At 71.9% G+C, this 15,134-nt stretch carries 11 protein-coding genes; 2 read left to right on the top strand and 9 right to left on the bottom strand.

Features of this window, described 5'->3' with window-relative positions:
* Positions 1-87 precede the first annotated feature (87 nt).
* Entirely contained in the window at positions 88-2,997 is a 2,910-nt protein-coding gene (locus AB0K28_RS42580; protein WP_364381780.1) for a BTAD domain-containing putative transcriptional regulator, read from the top strand.
* A gap of 26 nt (positions 2,998-3,023) precedes the next feature.
* Here the strand turns inward: AB0K28_RS42580 and AB0K28_RS42575 are convergent, their stop codons facing one another.
* Together AB0K28_RS42575 and AB0K28_RS42570 are read right to left on the bottom strand one after the other, a co-directional pair.
* Positions 3,024-3,296, bottom strand: coding sequence for a hypothetical protein (locus tag AB0K28_RS42575; RefSeq protein ID WP_364381777.1), 273 nt, complete (start codon positions 3,294-3,296; stop codon positions 3,024-3,026).
* Positions 3,297-3,324: 28 nt separating this feature from the next.
* A complete protein-coding gene (locus tag AB0K28_RS42570) occupies positions 3,325-6,693 on the bottom strand; it encodes a LamG-like jellyroll fold domain-containing protein (RefSeq protein ID WP_364381774.1) in 3,369 nt (1,122 codons plus the stop codon).
* A gap of 125 nt (positions 6,694-6,818) precedes the next feature.
* On the opposite strand from AB0K28_RS42570, the gene AB0K28_RS42565 reads away from it, so the two are divergent.
* Positions 6,819-7,970, top strand: a complete 1,152-nt coding sequence (locus AB0K28_RS42565) for a M20 family metallopeptidase (RefSeq protein WP_364381771.1) — start codon at positions 6,819-6,821, stop codon at positions 7,968-7,970.
* Here the strand turns inward: AB0K28_RS42565 and AB0K28_RS42560 are convergent.
* The 7 genes from AB0K28_RS42560 to AB0K28_RS42530 are packed head-to-tail and all read right to left on the bottom strand — an operon-like array spanning position 7,957 to position 15,024.
* Positions 7,957-8,961 carry an ABC transporter ATP-binding protein gene (locus AB0K28_RS42560; protein ID WP_364381768.1) on the bottom strand — a complete coding sequence of 335 codons (1,005 nt, stop codon included), beginning with the start codon at positions 8,959-8,961 and terminating at the stop codon, positions 7,957-7,959. The genes AB0K28_RS42565 and AB0K28_RS42560 overlap by 14 nt on opposite strands.
* Positions 8,958-9,941 carry an ABC transporter ATP-binding protein gene (locus tag AB0K28_RS42555; protein WP_345404915.1) on the bottom strand — a complete coding sequence of 328 codons (984 nt, stop codon included), beginning with the start codon at positions 9,939-9,941 and terminating at the stop codon, positions 8,958-8,960. Before AB0K28_RS42555 ends, AB0K28_RS42560 begins: the two co-directional genes overlap by 4 nt.
* On the bottom strand, positions 9,938-10,768 hold the full coding sequence (locus tag AB0K28_RS42550) for an ABC transporter permease (RefSeq protein ID WP_345404912.1): 831 nt from the start codon (positions 10,766-10,768) through the stop codon (positions 9,938-9,940). The genes AB0K28_RS42555 and AB0K28_RS42550 overlap by 4 nt, the downstream gene beginning before the upstream one ends.
* The gene (locus AB0K28_RS42545; RefSeq protein WP_345404909.1) at positions 10,765-11,745 is read right to left on the bottom strand and encodes an ABC transporter permease; all 981 of its coding nucleotides are present in this window, start codon (positions 11,743-11,745) and stop codon (positions 10,765-10,767) included. Before AB0K28_RS42545 ends, AB0K28_RS42550 begins: the two co-directional genes overlap by 4 nt.
* Positions 11,742-13,361: an ABC transporter substrate-binding protein gene (locus AB0K28_RS42540; RefSeq protein ID WP_364381763.1), complete on the bottom strand. Its 1,620-nt coding sequence runs from the start codon at positions 13,359-13,361 to the stop codon at positions 11,742-11,744. The genes AB0K28_RS42545 and AB0K28_RS42540 overlap by 4 nt, the downstream gene beginning before the upstream one ends.
* A 26-nt stretch (positions 13,362-13,387) precedes the next feature.
* Entirely contained in the window at positions 13,388-14,092 is a 705-nt protein-coding gene (locus AB0K28_RS42535; protein WP_364381760.1) for a PIG-L family deacetylase, read from the bottom strand.
* A complete protein-coding gene (locus AB0K28_RS42530; protein ID WP_364381757.1) occupies positions 14,089-15,024 on the bottom strand; it encodes a GNAT family N-acetyltransferase in 936 nt (311 codons plus the stop codon). The genes AB0K28_RS42535 and AB0K28_RS42530 overlap by 4 nt, the downstream gene beginning before the upstream one ends.
* Positions 15,025-15,134 lie beyond the last annotated feature (110 nt).

Below are 15,134 nucleotides of genomic sequence, written 5' to 3'. Positions count from 1 at the left end.
CGTTCATGCTGAGGAGGGCTGCGGGCGGGCGCCCGCCCGCAGCCCTCGGTCAGGACGTCCGCCGGCCGGTTCGGAAGAGGAGCCGCGATGGAATTCAGGGTGCTGGGGACGGTGCAGGTGCTCGACGGCGGGCAGGCGGTGCCCGTCGCGTCCCGGCGCCAGGAGCAACTGCTGGCGCTGCTCGTCTGCCGCGCGGGACGCGCGGTCACGACCGAGACCCTGATCGATGAGTTATGGCCGGAACGGGCGGGACCGGCCACCGGCAAGAACCTGCAGGTGCTCGTGCACCGTTTACGCAGGACGCTCGGGGACCCCGGCCGTGTCGTGCTCGACCGCTCCGGCTACCGGCTGCGTGCGCAGGTCCAGGAGGTGGACGCCTGGCACTTCACCGACCTCGCCGAGCACGGGCAGTCCGCGCTGCGGCGGCACGACGCCGCCGGCGCGGCCGACCTGCTCGGGCGGGCGCTCGCGCTGTGGCGCGGGCCGGCGTTCTCCGGGCTCACCGAGGTGGGCGCGCTCGCCGACGCCGCGGCGCTCCTCGAACGGCAGCGCCGGCAGGCGCTCACCGCGCGCATGGACGCGGAGATGGCGCTCGGCCGGCACGCCGAGATCGTGCCCGAGGCGGCGGCGCTGCTCGCCGAGGACCCGCTCGACGAACCCGTGGCCGCCCGTCTCATGACGGCGCTGCACCACTCGGGGCAGCGCAAGGAGGCGCTGGAGGTGTACCGGCGCACCAGGGCGGTGCTGGTCCGCGAGCTCGGTGTCGAGCCGGGCCCACAACTCCGCGGCCTCGAACAGGCCATCCTGCGCGGCGACGCCGAGATCGGCCCGCCACGCCGCCCGGCCGAGGCGCCGGGCCTGCTCCCGCCCGCGGTGCCTGACCTGACCGGGCGGGAGGCGGAGCTGGACCGGCTGAGCGAGATCCTGGCCGGGCGGCGCGCCGGGCCGCCCGTGCCCTGCGTCATCTCCGGCATGCCGGGTGTCGGCAAGAGCGCGCTGGCCGTCAGGGCCGCCCACGACCACCTGGCGTCCTTCCCCGACGGCCAGCTCTACATCAACCTGCGCGGGGCGGGCGCGCGGCCGGTGCCGCCGCACGACGCGCTCGCCAGGTTCCTGCGCGCCCTGGGCGTGAGCGGCGCCTCGATCCCGGAGAGCACGGACGAGCGGGCCGAGGTCTACCGGGCGCGGCTGTCGGGAAAGCGCGTGCTGGTGGTCCTCGACGACGCCGCCGACGAAGGGCAGGTGGAGCCGCTGATCCCGGCCGGCGCCGGGTGCGCCGTGCTGATCACGAGCAGGGCGGCACTGACCGCGCTGCCGGGGGCGTACCGGCTCGCCCTGGGGGTGCTGGGCGAGGACGAGGCCGTCCGGCTGCTCAGCACGATCACCGGCCGCCCCTTCGCGGACGCCGACGCGGACGGCGCCGACCGGCTCGCTGCGCTGTGCGGGCGGCTGCCGCTGGCCCTGCGCATCGCCGGCGCCCGGCTGGCGGCCCGCCCCCACTGGTCGATCGGCCGGCTCGTGGAACGGCTCGCCATCGAGCATCACCGACTGGACGAGCTCACCCACGGGCCGCTGTCGGTGCGGGCGAGCCTGGCGCTCGGCTACTCCGGCCTGGACGAGCCGGGCCGGACGCTCCTTCGCCGGCTGGCGCTGCTGGACACGCCGGTCTTCGCGTGCTGGAGCGCGGCGGCCCTGCTCGGCGTCGACGTCAGGGCCGCCGGGGGGATCCTGGAACGCCTGCTCGACGCCCAGCTCGTGGAGTACGCGGGCGTCGACGGCATCGGCGAGCCCCGCTACCGCCTGCACGACCTCGTCCGCCTGCACGCCAAAGAACGGCTGGCGGCCGACGAGCCGGAAGGCGAGGGCGACGCGGCGACGATCCGGCTGCTCGGCTCCTACCTGGCACTGGCGGAGCAGGCGCACCGGAGGCAGTACGGCGGCGACTACACCGTGCTGCACGGCGACGCGCCGCGCTGGGATCTGGACGCGGCGACCCTCGACCGGCTGCTGGCCGACCCCGCGGGCTGGCTGCGCAGCGAACGGCTCGGGCTGCTCGCGGCCGTCGACCAGGCCGCCCGGCTGGACCTCAGCGAGACCTGCTGGGACCTGGCGCTGACCGCGGTCACCCTCTTCGAGGCGCAGTGCCACTTCGAGGATTGGGAACGCACCTCGGAGACCGCGCTGGCGGTGGCCATGCACGCGGGCGACGTGCGGGGCGAGGCCGCGATGCGTCATTCGCTGGGTTCCCTCGATCTCTTCCGCCAGCGTTACGCCGCCGCCAAGCCGCATCTGGACGCCGCCGTCGACCTCTTCGCGGCGGTGGGCGACCGGCACGGACAGGCGCTGGCCCTGCGCAACGCGGCGCTGATCGACCGGATGAGCGGAGCTCCCGATACGGCGCTGGGCCGCTACCGGCGGGCGCTGGCGATGCTGCGCGAGGTGGGTGACCGGCACGCCGAGGCGCACGTGCTCGGCAGCATCGCGCAGATCCACATCGATCAGGGGCGGACCGCCACGGCGGCGCCACTGCTCGCCCAGGCGCTGGCGATGTACCGGGAACTGCGCGACCAGCGCGGAGCGGCGCAGATCCTCAACCGCACGGGGGCGATGCACCTCGGCGAAGGGCACGCCGCGGCGGCCGAGGCCGCCTACCGGGAGGTCACCGCGACGGCCCGCGCCAACGGCGACCTCATCGGCGAGGCCCACGGTCTGCTCGGCAGCGGCGAGGCCAAGCTGATGGCCGGCGACCTGCCGGCGGCGGGTGACCTGCTGGACGCGGCGCTCGCGCTGGCCACCGAGGTCGGCGAGCCGTACGTGACGGCCCGCGCCCGCCTGGCGGCAGGGCTGCTCGCCACCGAGCGGGCCGAGCACGAGCGCGCCCTCGGCCTGCTCGCGGCGGCGCGGGCCGAGTTCGCCGCCTTGGACATGCCGGTGTGGCGGGACCGGGCAGGAAAGGCGCTCCAGGCGCTCGGCGAGCGGCAGGCGGATCCGCACTGAGCACGGTTTCGTGGCCGCCCGGGCTCCTATGCGCGGCCCCAGCCGTCGAGCGGCCTGGTCCAGTGGCTGTCGGTGCAGCCAGGGCCCCCGTCGTCGTCGCCCGTGCCACCGTCGCCCGTGCCACCGTCGCCCGTGCCACCGTCGCCCGTGCCACCGTCGCCCTCCTCCCCGGCGTCGCCCCCGCCTCCCGGCTCGTCGGGGCACTCGTTGCCGGGTGGCGGTGGCGGAATGGCGGCCGCGCTCGTGGCTCCGCCGATCACCAGGGCCAGTGCGAGTAAGAGGGCTTTGAGTGCGTTCATGTTCTTCTCCGGTTCGGCTCGAACGGTTTCATTGCTCCGCGAGGTCGGCGATCTCGTCCTCGGTCAGGACCCCCGAGTAGGCGCGTACGTCGTCGAGATCCATCCTGATCGAGTCCACTCCGCCCTGCCCGCCCATGATCAGCTGCTGCCCGACGTACGGGGCGCTCCGGTTGGTCGCCGTGTTCTGCAGGACTCCGTCCACATAGAGCCGCAGCTCGCAGGTCCCATAGTCGTACGTCGCCGCCAGGTGGGTCCAGGCGCCGGCCTCCGCCGGGGCGTCCGACCGCACGGTCACCGCGGACGCGCCTCCGTCGGAGGTCCGCATCGTCACGGCCCAGCGGTCGGACCCTTGGTCGTAGACGAGCTTGAAGGCGCCGTGGTCCAGCACCCGGTGGGAGGAATGCTTGGTGCCGACGATGCGGGCCCAGGCGGCGACCGTGTAGCTGCGGTCCGTGCGCAGGATGGGCCCGGCCGTCTGGACGAAGCCGCTCGGCACGGCCGCGACGCCGGCCGTACCGGCGGGAGCGGAGACGTTGGGCAGGCCGGTGCCCACCGCGCCGCCCAGCCAGCCCTCGTAGCGCATCACCGCGCCGTTGAACTCGGCGTGGCGGCCACGCCCTGAGGAGTCGAGCGCGGTGGTGCCGCTCGGCTCGTCGAACCTCCAGTGTCCCTCCGCCACGACCGGCCGGCTCGCGAGCGTCGCGGCCTCGGCGGGATAGACCACCCGGTCGTAGACGCGCACGTCGTCCACCTCGCCCCACCACGGGACGTCGGGGTTCTTGCCCCTGCCGATGTTGAGCACGCCCGTCGCGTTCCAGGGGGCGGAGTGCGTGCTGGTGATCGCCTGCGGGCGGCCGTCCACGTACAGGCCGATCGTGCCGGTGGCCGCGTCGAAGGTGCCCACGAGGCGGGTCCAGTTGTTCATCGCCGGGGGCCCGTCGGAACGGGCCATGTGGTACGTGACCGGCTCGGCGGTGTCGGCGGAGGCCATGACCATCGCCCACCGGTCGAACGTCGCGTTGTACATCAGGTGGAAGCCGTCGCGGTGAGCGCCGTCCACGCTCAGCACGATCCGGTTGTTCGTCTTGTCCGTGAGCCGCACCCACGCCGCGACGCTGAAGTTGCGGTCGGTCCGGATCAGCCCCGTGCCCTGAGAGTGGAAGCGGCCTCCCTTGGCCATCCGCACCCCGCCCTTGTCCCAGCCCCTGGTCCAGACCGGCCCGTCGGCGGGCACCGGGGCCGCGACCCGAGTGGCGTGGTGGCCGTTGCCGGAGGAGTCGGCGGCGGCGTCGCCGGTGGTCTCGTCCAGCCTCCAGTGGATCATCGGGGCTTTCGCCGAGCGCACGCTGAACTCGTAGCGCCGGTACGGGCCGAGGTGGCCGGCCTTGTCGCGGCTCCACACGTAGAGGGTGTTGAGCAGGTTCCGCGACGGTGTCGCCTTGATCACCGCGGTGCCGCCGGCGGACACCGGCACGACGGTCGCGGTGCCCGGCTCGTCGTCGTTCAGCGCGTACAGGAAGGCGCCCACGTCGGTGTCGGCCGGGTCCGCGCGGAAGATGAAGGTGCCCATGACGCCGACACCTCCGGCGGGAACGGGGTCGCCGCCCTCAGGCGTCTCCGGGTAGTCGGCGGAGGTGACGGAGGGCGACTTCGACGGTCTGCTCGTGTCCACGATCAGGTCACACCAGGGCGACCAGTCGCTCGTGCCACTGGTGGCGGTGCCGTCCTGGCCGCGTACCCGCCAGGAGACCCTGGCGCCGTCCGCGAACGCGCCGGCGGGGATCGGGGCGGTCACGGGCGTGCCGCTGGCGACGTAGGCGGTGTAGCGCTCGCCGACCTTGGCGCCGCCGGTGTGCCACTCGAAGTGCGCCCGGACCGTCTGACCCTTGGAGCCGTCGGCGTCGTTGACGCGTGCCCGCAGCGTGGGCGCCGGCGTGGTGACGTACGGCGCCGCCGTGCCCGTGGCGCACGGCACCCCCTGCGCCGAGCCCACCATGGCGGAGCGCTGGTCGGGCACGTTCGGCTTGGTGTTGTAGGTGATCTCCAGCACCGGGTTGTTGCGGAACTTCTTCCAGCCGAACGTGTCGCTCTCGCTGGAGGCGCGCAGGCCCAGGGTGAGGTCCGCCCACTTGCCGGCGGCCGCCGTGGTCACGATCGAGGTGGCGTTGAAGTCGACCCCGCCGTCGTTGCAGCTGGAGTTGTAGCCCTTGGCGACGGTGACGGTGGCGACCCGTGTCCTCCAGCTCGGCTGGGCGTTCCACGTGGTGCCCGTCCCTATGGTGCCGGTGTGCCACAACTCCACCGGCCGCGCCGAGCAGGACCAGGAGTACACCTCGTACGTACGGAACGTCGCCCTGATGATGTGCTTGCCGTTGACCGGGGCGGTGTTCATCCGGAAGAAGGACCGGTAGGTGTCCTGGGTGGGTCCTGAGGGCACGTTCGGGTCGTTGTAGTAGCCGACCCTGGCCACGTCTTTGCTGCCGTAGTACCGGGTGCTGCTGAAGTGCCGGGAGACGAAGGCGAAGGCGGCCCGGCCGGCGCCGTGCATCGGCGGGTCGATGTACACGGGATAGGTCAGGCCGGGGGCGCTCAGGAAGTCGCGGTCGGGGGTGAGCACGAGAGTGCTCCCCTCCATGCGCGCGGCGACCGCGGCCGTCGCGTCGCCGGTGCGCGGCCCGACGAGGCGGTCGCCGATCTCGGTCGCCGAGCCTGACGAGTCCCACATCTGCGGCGCGTTCCCGTGCATGGCGACCTGGCCCGTGTCGTCGAGCACGGTGAGGTTTCCCGTCTTGTCGATGTGCAGCGAGCCGCCGGTCACCTGGGTGCCGAGGCGGATGTCGGCCAGGTCCTCCTGGACCGGGCGGCGCAGCACGAGAACCTGGGAGAAGCCGTCGGGTCCCGCCGTGAGCGTCAGGTCGACGCCGGGCAGCACCTCGGGGTAGGTCGCGACCGCGCCGCTCAGCGTGGGCACGGGCAGTGGCGCCGGCCACGTGTACGCGATCGACACACCGCCCTTGGCCGCCCGCACCAGCGGCCCGGAGCCGCCTCCCGAGAAGGCCAGGTCGATGTCGGCGACGGCGGGCGCCACCGTGCCGTCGGGCCGCCGCTTCAGGGCCGGGTCGATGTCCACCCATGCGGAGCCCTTCAGCGCGGACGTCGGCAGCGCCGAGACGACCATGCGCTGGTTGCCGTCCGGCTCGGCGAAGATCCGCGTCGTGGACGTCCGGCTGGACATGATCTCCACCGGCTGCCCGAGCTCCTTGGCCCTGCTCATGGCGGAGGACTCGTCGTCGGGTGGCGGCAGGCGTAAGGCGGCCGCCGCGTCTCCCCCGCTGATACTCTCCGCCGCCGGCAGGCCCACGACGAGCCCGACGATCAGCGCAACGACCATGACCATCACTCGAAGCATCCTGTCCACCCCTGACCCGCCCGTCCGTCCCGGCCGTGCCAACGTAGGAAGGGCCGGTTACACGCCGGTTTCACGGCCGGGCCCCCTCCGGCCGGGAGCGTAGGATCGCGGCTGTGATCGTCGATGCCGATGAGGTCGTGGGGCTCGCGCAGCGGTTGGTGCGGGTTGAGTCGTGTAATCCGCCCGGTGACGAGGCTCGGGTCGCGCGCGTGCTGGTCGAGGTCGCCGGGGCGGCGGGGCTGGAGGTGCGGGCGGACGAGGTGGCGCCCGACCGGACCAACGTGACCGTCCGGTTGGCGGGGGCCGGGGAGGATGCGCGGGCTTTCGTCTACTGCGGGCACCTCGACACCGTGACGGTCGGGTCGGCTGCCTGGACGCGGGATCCGTTCGGTGCGGAGATCGCGGACGGGATGTTGTGGGGGCGCGGGGCCGTGGACATGAAGGGCGGGCTGGCGGCGATGCTCTCCGCGATGGTCGCCATCAAGCGGTCCGGTCGCCGGCTGCCGGGTGATGTGGTGCTGCATGCGCTGGTCGGTGAGGAGGTCGACTGCGCGGGGGCGCGGCGGCTGCTGGCGTCCGGGGGCATGACCGGGGCGGGGTGGATGGTGGTCGGTGAGCCGACCGGGATGCGGGTGGTGGTCGCGCACAAGGGGTGTGTGCGGTTGCGGGTGGTCGTTCGCGGGACGGGAGCGCATGCGTCGCGTCCCGACCTCGGGGTGAACGCGATTCTCAACATGGCGCGGGTGTTGCCTGAGCTGGCGGCGGTCGATGTGTCGGGGCCGTCGCATCCGTTGCTCAGCGGGGCCACGTCCACGCCGACCGTGATCAGCGGGGGTAGCGCGCTGAACGTGGTGCCCGACGCCTGCGCGGTGGACTTCGACATCCGTACGGTGCCGGGGCAACACGCCGGCGAGCCGGCGGCGCGCTTCCAGGCCGTGCTGGATGAGGCGGCGCGGCGCGACCCGGCGTTCCGTGCCACGGTCGAGGTGACCTATGACCGTTCCCCGGTCTCCACGCCTGTCGATGATCCGCTGGCCGGAGCGGTGCAGGGGGCGGCGGAGGAGGTGCTGGGGCGCCGGCCCGAGGTGGGTGGCGCCGCCTACTTCACCGACGCGTCGGTGTTGCAGCCGCCGACCGGCGTCCCGACGGTGATCTTCGGGCCCGGCGACGTCTCCCTGATGCACCAGACGGACGAGCGGATCGGCGTCGGCGAGCTCGCCGACGCCGCCCGCGTCTACGCCGCCCTGCCGTTCACGGTGTGGTGACCGTCGCTTCGGCCTGCCAGCAGTGCGTCCAGCGGCCCTCGCCCAGCTCGGTACGTCCCGGCACCTCGGTCGAGCAGACCGGCAGCGCCACCGGGCAGCGGGGGTGGAACCGGCAGCCGCTCGGCGGGGCGATGAGGCTGGGCGGCTCGCCGTGCCGCTTGCCCGCGGGGGCCGCCATCCGGTCGGGGTCGGGGGCCGAGTCCAGCAGCAGCTGCGTGTACGGATGCCGCGGCGACTGCGTCAGCTCCTCGCTGGGCCCGCTCTCGATGAGCCGCCCCGCGTACATGACCGTGATGTCCTCGGCGAAGTAGCGGGCGCTGGCGATGTCGTGCGTGATGTAGAGCAGCGCGAGATCGTTGTCCCTGGCCAGCCCCTCCAGCAGCCGCAGGACGCCGAGCCTGATGGAGACGTCCAGCATGGACACGGGCTCGTCGGCGATGAGCGCGACGGGACGGACGGCGAGCGCCCGCGCGATCGCCACCCGCTGCCGCTGCCCGCCGGACAGCTCGTGCGGCATCTTGTCCATGAACTGCTCGACCGGCGTGAGGCTGACGCGTTCGAGCAGCTCGGCGACCTGCTCGCGCTCCTCGGCGTCGGTGCGGGCATGGCCGTGCAGTCGCAGCGGCCTGGCCAGGTGGTAGCGGACGCGGTGGAAGGGGTTCAGGGAGGCGAAGGGGTCCTGGAAGATGAGCTGGACCTGGCGCCGGTACTCCTTGAAGGCGGCGCCGCGGTGGGCGCGTACCGGCTCGCCGCGCAGCAGCACCTCGCCCGACGTGGCCGGATAGACCTGAGCGAGCAGCCGCGCGACCGTGCTCTTGCCGCAGCCGCTCTCCCCGACCAGCGCCGTCACCGAGCCGGCGCGCAGCGCGATCGAGACGTCCTCGACGGCCCGCACCGGCGGGCGCTTGCCGAAGCGGCCGCGCGGGCCGCGGGCGGCGGTGAAGTGCTTGGTGAGGTTACGTCCCTCCAGGACGATCATGTCCGTGTTCATGACAGGCCCCTCCCGTCGTTGAGCAGGCACGCGACCTCGCCGTCCGTCCCGGCACGAAGCACGGGAAGAGTCTGCGAGCACTCCTCGAACGCCTTGCCGCACCGGGGGTGGAAAGCGCAGCCGGGCGGCGGGCTGCGCAGGTCGGGCGGGGTGCCGGGGATGCCGAGCAGCTCCTCGCGCGGCCCGCGCAGGCGGGGGAAGGAGCGCAGCAGGCCCAGCGTGTACGGATGACGCGGCGACCGGTGCAGCGCCTTGGCCGTCCCGGTCTCCACGACCCGGCCCGCGTACATGATGGCGATCCTGTCGGAGATCTCCATGAGCAGCGACAGGTCGTGGGTGATGAAGACGACCGCGAAGCCGTACTCCTCGCGCAATGCCTTGATCTCGGCGAGGATGTCGCGCTGCACGACCACGTCGAGCGCGGTCGTCGGCTCGTCCATGATGATGATCTCGGGGTTGAGCGCGAGCGCGATGGCGATGGCGGCGCGCTGGCGCATGCCGCCGGACAGCTCGTGCGGGTAGGAGCGGCGGCGGTCGGCGCTGATGCCGACGCGCTGCAACAGCTCCACGGCCCGCTCGGTGCGGTCGGAGCGGGACATGCGGGGCGCGTGGATGCGCAGCACGTCGTCGATCTGGGCGCCCACGGTGCTGACCGGGTTGAGGGAGTTCATGGCGCTCTGGAAGACGACGGCCAGCTCCTTCCAGCGGAAGGCGCGCAGCTCGTTCCTGCCGAGGGCGAGCACGTCCACGGCGGTGCCGTCCTTGCGGCGGTAGACGACCGACCCCGAGGTGACGGTGGCGGGCGGGCGCAGCAGCCGCGCCACCGCGTTGGCCAGCGTGGACTTGCCGCTGCCGCTCTCGCCCGCCAGGCCGAGGATCTCGCCGCGGCGCAGGTCGAGCGAGACGCCCGACACCGCGTGCACGGCTCCGGTGCCGGACAGGTAGTCCACGCCGAGGTCGCGGACTTCCAGGACGTTCATGCGCGTGCCTTCCTGGGGACCTTGATCGTGCGCAGCCGCGGGTTGGCGATCTCGTCGATGCCGAAGTTCACCAGGGCGAGGCCCGTGCCGATGAGCGCGATGCACAGGCCGGGCGGGATGAACCACCACCAGGCCCCGATGAGCAGCGCCTGCCCGTTCTGCGCGAAGTACAGCATGCTGCCCCAGCTCACGGTGGACAGGTCGGCCAGGCCCAGGAACGACAGCCCGGCCTCGGCCAGGATCGCGGCGACCACGGTGGCCAGGAAGCTGGTGGCGATGACGGGCAGCAGGACCGGCAGGATCTCGAAGAAGACGATCCGCAGCGGTCCTTCGCCGCTCGCCCTGGCGGCCTGGACGAAGTCGCGGCGGCGTACCGACAGGGTCTGGGCGCGCAGGACGCGCGCGCCCCACGCCCAGCCGGTCACCGCGATCACCACGGCGACCGAGGCGACGCCGCGCTGCGGCAGGTAGCCGGCCAGCACGATGATGAGCGGGAGCGCGGGCAGCACGAGGAAGATGTTGGTGAGCACCGACAGCGCCTCGTCCACGGCGCCGCCGACGTACCCGCCGACCAGGCCGACCGCGACGGCGAGCACGGTCGCGATGAGCGCCGACAGCACGCCGACGCCGAGCGAGACGCGGGCGCCGTAGACGAGCTGGACGAGGATGTCCTGCCCGGTCTGGGTGGTGCCGAGCCAGTGCTCGGCCGACGGGCCCTGCAGCCCGGCGTCGCTGGTGGCGGCGGGATCGGCGCCGATGAGCAGCGGCCCGAGGACGGCCACCAGCGCGAAGAAGACGAGGATCCCGGCCCCGATCTTGATCTTCATTCCGACTCCTGCCTGGTCCGGGGGTCGAGCACCACGTACGCGAGGTCGGCCAGGAAGTTCGCGACGAGCACGGCCAGCGAGATGACCAGGAAGATGCCCTGCATGAGCGGGAAGTCCTCGTTCTCCACGCCCTTGAGCAGCATCGAGCCGATGCCGGGATAGGAGAAGACGATCTCGGTCAGCACCGAGCCGCCCACCACGAAGCCGAGTGACAACGCGAAGCTGGTGATGTTGGGCAGGATCGCGTTGCGGGCGGCGTAGGCCCACATGACCCGGCGCGAGGTCAGGCCCTTGGCCTCGGCCATCACCACGTAGTCCTCGCCGAGCGTGGTCACCATGACGTTGCGCATGCCGAGGATGCGGTCGGCCATGGAGGCGATCACGATGGTGATCGCGGGCAGCGCGGCGTGGTAGAGCACGCTCTGGATGAACTCGCCGTCCCAGCCGGGCGTCACCTCCAGCCCGTACGCGCGGCTGACCGGGAACCACTGCAGCGTCACGCCGAAGACGAACACCAGCGCCAGCGCGACCCAGAAGTACGGCACCGCGTGCATGAACGTGGCGGCCGGCAGCACGCCGTCGAGCCAGGTGCCACGCTTCCACGCCATGATCACGCCGAGCGCGGTGCCGATGAGGTAGCTGATCAGCGTGGCGACGCCGACGAGGCCGATGGTCCACGGCAGGCTGTCGGCGATGACCGTGGAGACCTCGGTGGGGAAGAACGTGATCGACCGGCCCAGCTCGCCGTGGGCGAGGTTGACCAGGTAGTCCACGTACTGCTGCCACAGGCCGGCGTCGCTGATGCCGAACGCCTTGCGCATCGCGTCGATGGCGGCCGGCTCCACGTTCCCCTTCATGCGGGCGACCAGCAGCTCGACCGGATCCCCCGGCATGAGCCGGGGGATCAGGAAGTTGAGCGTGATGGCGGCCCAGGCCGTCAGGAGGTAGAAGCCGAGCCGCCTGGCCAGGAACCTCACGTGCCGGCCGGCTTCAGTCTCAGCAGCACCACGGCCGCGTCGGGCGAGGTGTAGGGCGACGGCATCGCGTACGGGTCCTGCTCGGACGGCCAGCCGACGTACTTGTCGGTGCGGTACTGCGCCCAGGACGGGCTGTAGAACAGCGGCAGCGCGGGCAGCTTCTCCACCATGATCTTGCCCAGGCCCTGGGTGGCGGCCTGCTGCTCGGCGAGGTCCTCGGTGGCGGCGTACTCGGCGATCAGCTTGTCGGTCGTCTCGTCCTTCCAGCGCTGGTAGTTGCCGGTGGCCGGCTCGCCGACGGGCGTGGCCAGTTTGCCGTAGAGCAGCGTGCGGAGCTGGAAGTACGGGGTGGGCCCGGCCTGGGTGCCCCTGATCGACAGGTCGTAGTCGCCCTTGCCGACCTTGGAGACCCAGTCCTGGAAAGCCACTCCCCTGGTCTCGACGGTGATGCCGATCTTGGCGAGGTCCTCGCGGATGAGCTGTGCGGCGTTCACCCAGTCGGTGTACGGCGACGGCACCAGCAGCTGGAACTTCAGCTGCGCCGGGTCGATGCCCTTGAGCAGCTCCTTGGCCTTGGCGATGTCCACCTTGAAGGCGGCGTCGCGGTACTCCTCCGGCACGTACGCCTCGCCGCCCGGCATCGTCACGCCGGTCGGGTGGGCGACCGTGGTGTAGCCCCGCTCGGCCACCTTGACGATCTTGTCCCGGTCGATGGCGAGGCTGATGGCCTGGCGCACCTCGGGCTTGCCCAGCACCGGGTGGGTGAGGTTGGGCAGCAGGTTGACCAGGCCCTCAGGCGGGAAGAAGTACTTGTTCTGCTCCGGCTTGCCCTGCACGTAGATCTTGTCGATGTCGGGCACGAACGCGCCCGCCCAGTCGACCTCGCCCTGCTGCAGCGCGGTCTGCAGGGCGTTGGCGGTGTACGCGGGGAAGCGCAGCACCGGCACCTCGGGCTTGCCGGGCTGCCAGTAGGACGGGTTCTTGACCAGCTCGTACAGCTGGGAGGAGAACTTCGACAGCGTGTAGGGCCCGGTGCCGACCGGCTTGGGGTTGGTGAAGGTGGCCGGGTCGTTCTCCTTCTCCCAGATGTGCTTGGGCACGATGGGCGAGGCGCCGGCGATGTCGTACAGCTTGGCGTAGGAGGTGGCGCCGAAGTCGATGCGCACCTTGTCGGGCGCGAGCACCTCGGTGCCGGCGATGTCGAGCGCGCTCCTGTTGAGCGAGGCGTGCTTCTTCAGCATGTCGAAGGTGAACGCCACGTCGTCGGCGGTGAACGGCTGCCCGTCGGACCACTTCACGCCCTGCCGCAGCGTGAAGGTGACCGCCTTGCCCTTCTTCGACCACTCGTGCTCCAGCGCCAGCCAGGGCGTGACCTCGCCCGGCTTGAGCTTGTTGAAGTACATGAGGGTCTCGTGGATCATCCCGCTGGTCCCGAAGTTCACGCCTTCGAGGTGGTACGGGTTGAAGTCCTCCTGGAACGTGCCCGCGTCCACGGCGTGGATCACCAGCGGCGGCGCGTCCCCGCTCTTGGCCGTGCCGCCACCGCCGCCCCCGCCGCCGGAGCAGCCCGCCAGGGCCAGCGCCAGCGCGGCCGCCATCGCCACTGCCCTGCTCACTGGCCTCATCACCGGTCGTCTCATGCCTACGCCCCCTTGCCGAAGTACTTCGTGCGCAGTTGACGCGAGCCCTTCGGCGCCGCGAACGCCTGGGCCCGCTTGAACCCGGCCGGCGCGCCGCGCACGATGGTCAGCGCGCGGTAGTAGTCGACGTACGGGAAGCCGTAGGTCTCGCCCCTGGCGTAGGCGTAGCCGGTGATGGCCTGCGACCAGATCTCGTACGCCTCCTCGCTCAGGTCGACGAACGTGTCGGGCGCGAAGCCTTCGGCGTCCTCCCAGTTGTCGGCGTAGTAGAGCTCGTTCGCCCAGTAGGCCTCGCGCTCGCGCTCCAGCGTCTTCAGGCCGCCGTAGAAGCGGGCGTCCTCGACGATGCGGTGGGTGCGGGCGTGGTCCTTGTGGATCGACGCGCTCCAGTGCGTGAGGATGACGTCGGGCTTCAGCTCCCTGATCATGTCGCCGACGCGCATCTTGGTGTCGTCGTCCTCGGGCAGCAGGCCGTCCTCGTAGTCGAGGAAGCGCACGCCGGCGCCGATCTTCTCGGCGAACGTCTCGGCCTCCTCGCGCTTCTGCTTGGCGTAGTCGGGCACCGTCATGCGGGGGTGGCCGCGCTCGCCGAGCGTCAGGTGCAGCAGCGTCGCGCGGTCGCCGCGCAGCACGTGCTGGGCGAGCACCGCGCCCGCGGTCAGGTCCATGTCGCCCGCGTGGGCCCCGATGGCGAGTACGTGTGTCATGCGGATCGCCTCATCACGTGGAACTTTCTGGTGATCTCGTAGCCGGCCTTGGTGTAGAGGTGGCCTGCCGGGCTGGTCGCGCCGGTCCACAGGAACCAGGACGAGTGCAGCCCTTCCGCGCGCATCCTGGTCATGGTCAGGTGGAGGAGGATCTTGCCGAGACCGGTGCCGCGCAGGCCGGGGTCGACGCCGAAGGGGCCGAACCGCTCGGGGATGCCGCGGTAGGCGGCGTACAGGGCGAAGCCCACGATGTGATCTTTTCTCGCGATCACGATGCGCGCGGGGTCGCGGTGCTGCCTGATCGCCTCGCCCCAGTCGGGGTTGAAGGCGTCGGCGGCGAACCTGATCAGCTCAGGCAGCTCGCCGGTCTCGGGGCTGCGGAAGACGTAGCCCTCGCGCTCGCGCTGCCGGCGCAGGTCGTGCACGTCGGGCGGGGTCTGGTAGCCGACGAGCGTGCGGTCCATGGCGACCGGCGAGTAGAGCGTCTGGAAGCCCAGCTCGCCGAGCAGCCGGAACCCGGCGGGGTACAGCTCGGCGTCCGCGCCCGGCAGCACGTAGTTGGGGGTGTAGGAGGAGAACTCCACCTTGGTACGGCCGAGGCCCTCCAGGAACGTCACCGCCTCCTGCAGCAGCCGCCGGCCGAGGCCGCCGCCGCGGTGCTCGGGGACGACGAAGAAGAACGGGATCCACCCGATGTCCGGCTCCAGGTCGGTGCCGGGCGCTAACGGGATCAGGCGGCGGACGGCGTACGCGCAGCCCACCACGTCGTCCCCGGTCACGGCCACGCGCAGGCCCTCGGGGTCGAAGTTGGGGTCGAGCAGCACGCAGTCCCTGAACCAGCCGGCCGTGGTGGGGTCGGCCGGCATGCTGCGGTTCCAGGCTTCGACCAGGGGGGTCTCGTCGCCTGGCTGGAAGGGGCGGAGGGTGACCATGGAGGGAGCGGTCCTTTCACCTTTCGGCACTCCCGCCACAGCTTCCCCAGTGTCAACGGCCCAGGTCAAGAAGATTTGGGAAGAAATTTTCTAACAAGTCGTTCATGTGG

The organism is Nonomuraea sp. NPDC049504 (genome assembly GCF_040676845.1).
GTDB lineage: Bacteria > Actinomycetota > Actinomycetes > Streptosporangiales > Streptosporangiaceae > Nonomuraea > Nonomuraea salmonea.
Note: the sequence above shows the minus strand (reverse complement) of the source record. Positions and strands in the feature narration are given on the sequence as shown.

What these genes read in the sequence shown, in the direction of transcription:
- AB0K28_RS42575 (WP_364381777.1), bottom strand. Translation starts at nt 3,296, where the DNA reads ATGAACGCACTCAAAGCCCTCTTACTCGCACTGGCCCTGGTGATCGGC.
- AB0K28_RS42535 (WP_364381760.1), bottom strand. Translation starts at nt 14,092, where the DNA reads ATGACACACGTACTCGCCATCGGGGCCCACGCGGGCGACATGGACCTG.
- AB0K28_RS42570 (WP_364381774.1), bottom strand. Translation starts at nt 6,693, where the DNA reads ATGGTCATGGTCGTTGCGCTGATCGTCGGGCTCGTCGTGGGCCTGCCG.
- AB0K28_RS42530 (WP_364381757.1), bottom strand. Translation starts at nt 15,024, where the DNA reads ATGGTCACCCTCCGCCCCTTCCAGCCAGGCGACGAGACCCCCCTGGTC.
- AB0K28_RS42555 (WP_345404915.1), bottom strand. Translation starts at nt 9,941, where the DNA reads ATGAACGTCCTGGAAGTCCGCGACCTCGGCGTGGACTACCTGTCCGGC.
- AB0K28_RS42550 (WP_345404912.1), bottom strand. Translation starts at nt 10,768, where the DNA reads ATGAAGATCAAGATCGGGGCCGGGATCCTCGTCTTCTTCGCGCTGGTG.
- AB0K28_RS42560 (WP_364381768.1), bottom strand. Translation starts at nt 8,961, where the DNA reads ATGAACACGGACATGATCGTCCTGGAGGGACGTAACCTCACCAAGCAC.
- AB0K28_RS42580 (WP_364381780.1), top strand. Translation starts at nt 88, where the DNA reads ATGGAATTCAGGGTGCTGGGGACGGTGCAGGTGCTCGACGGCGGGCAG.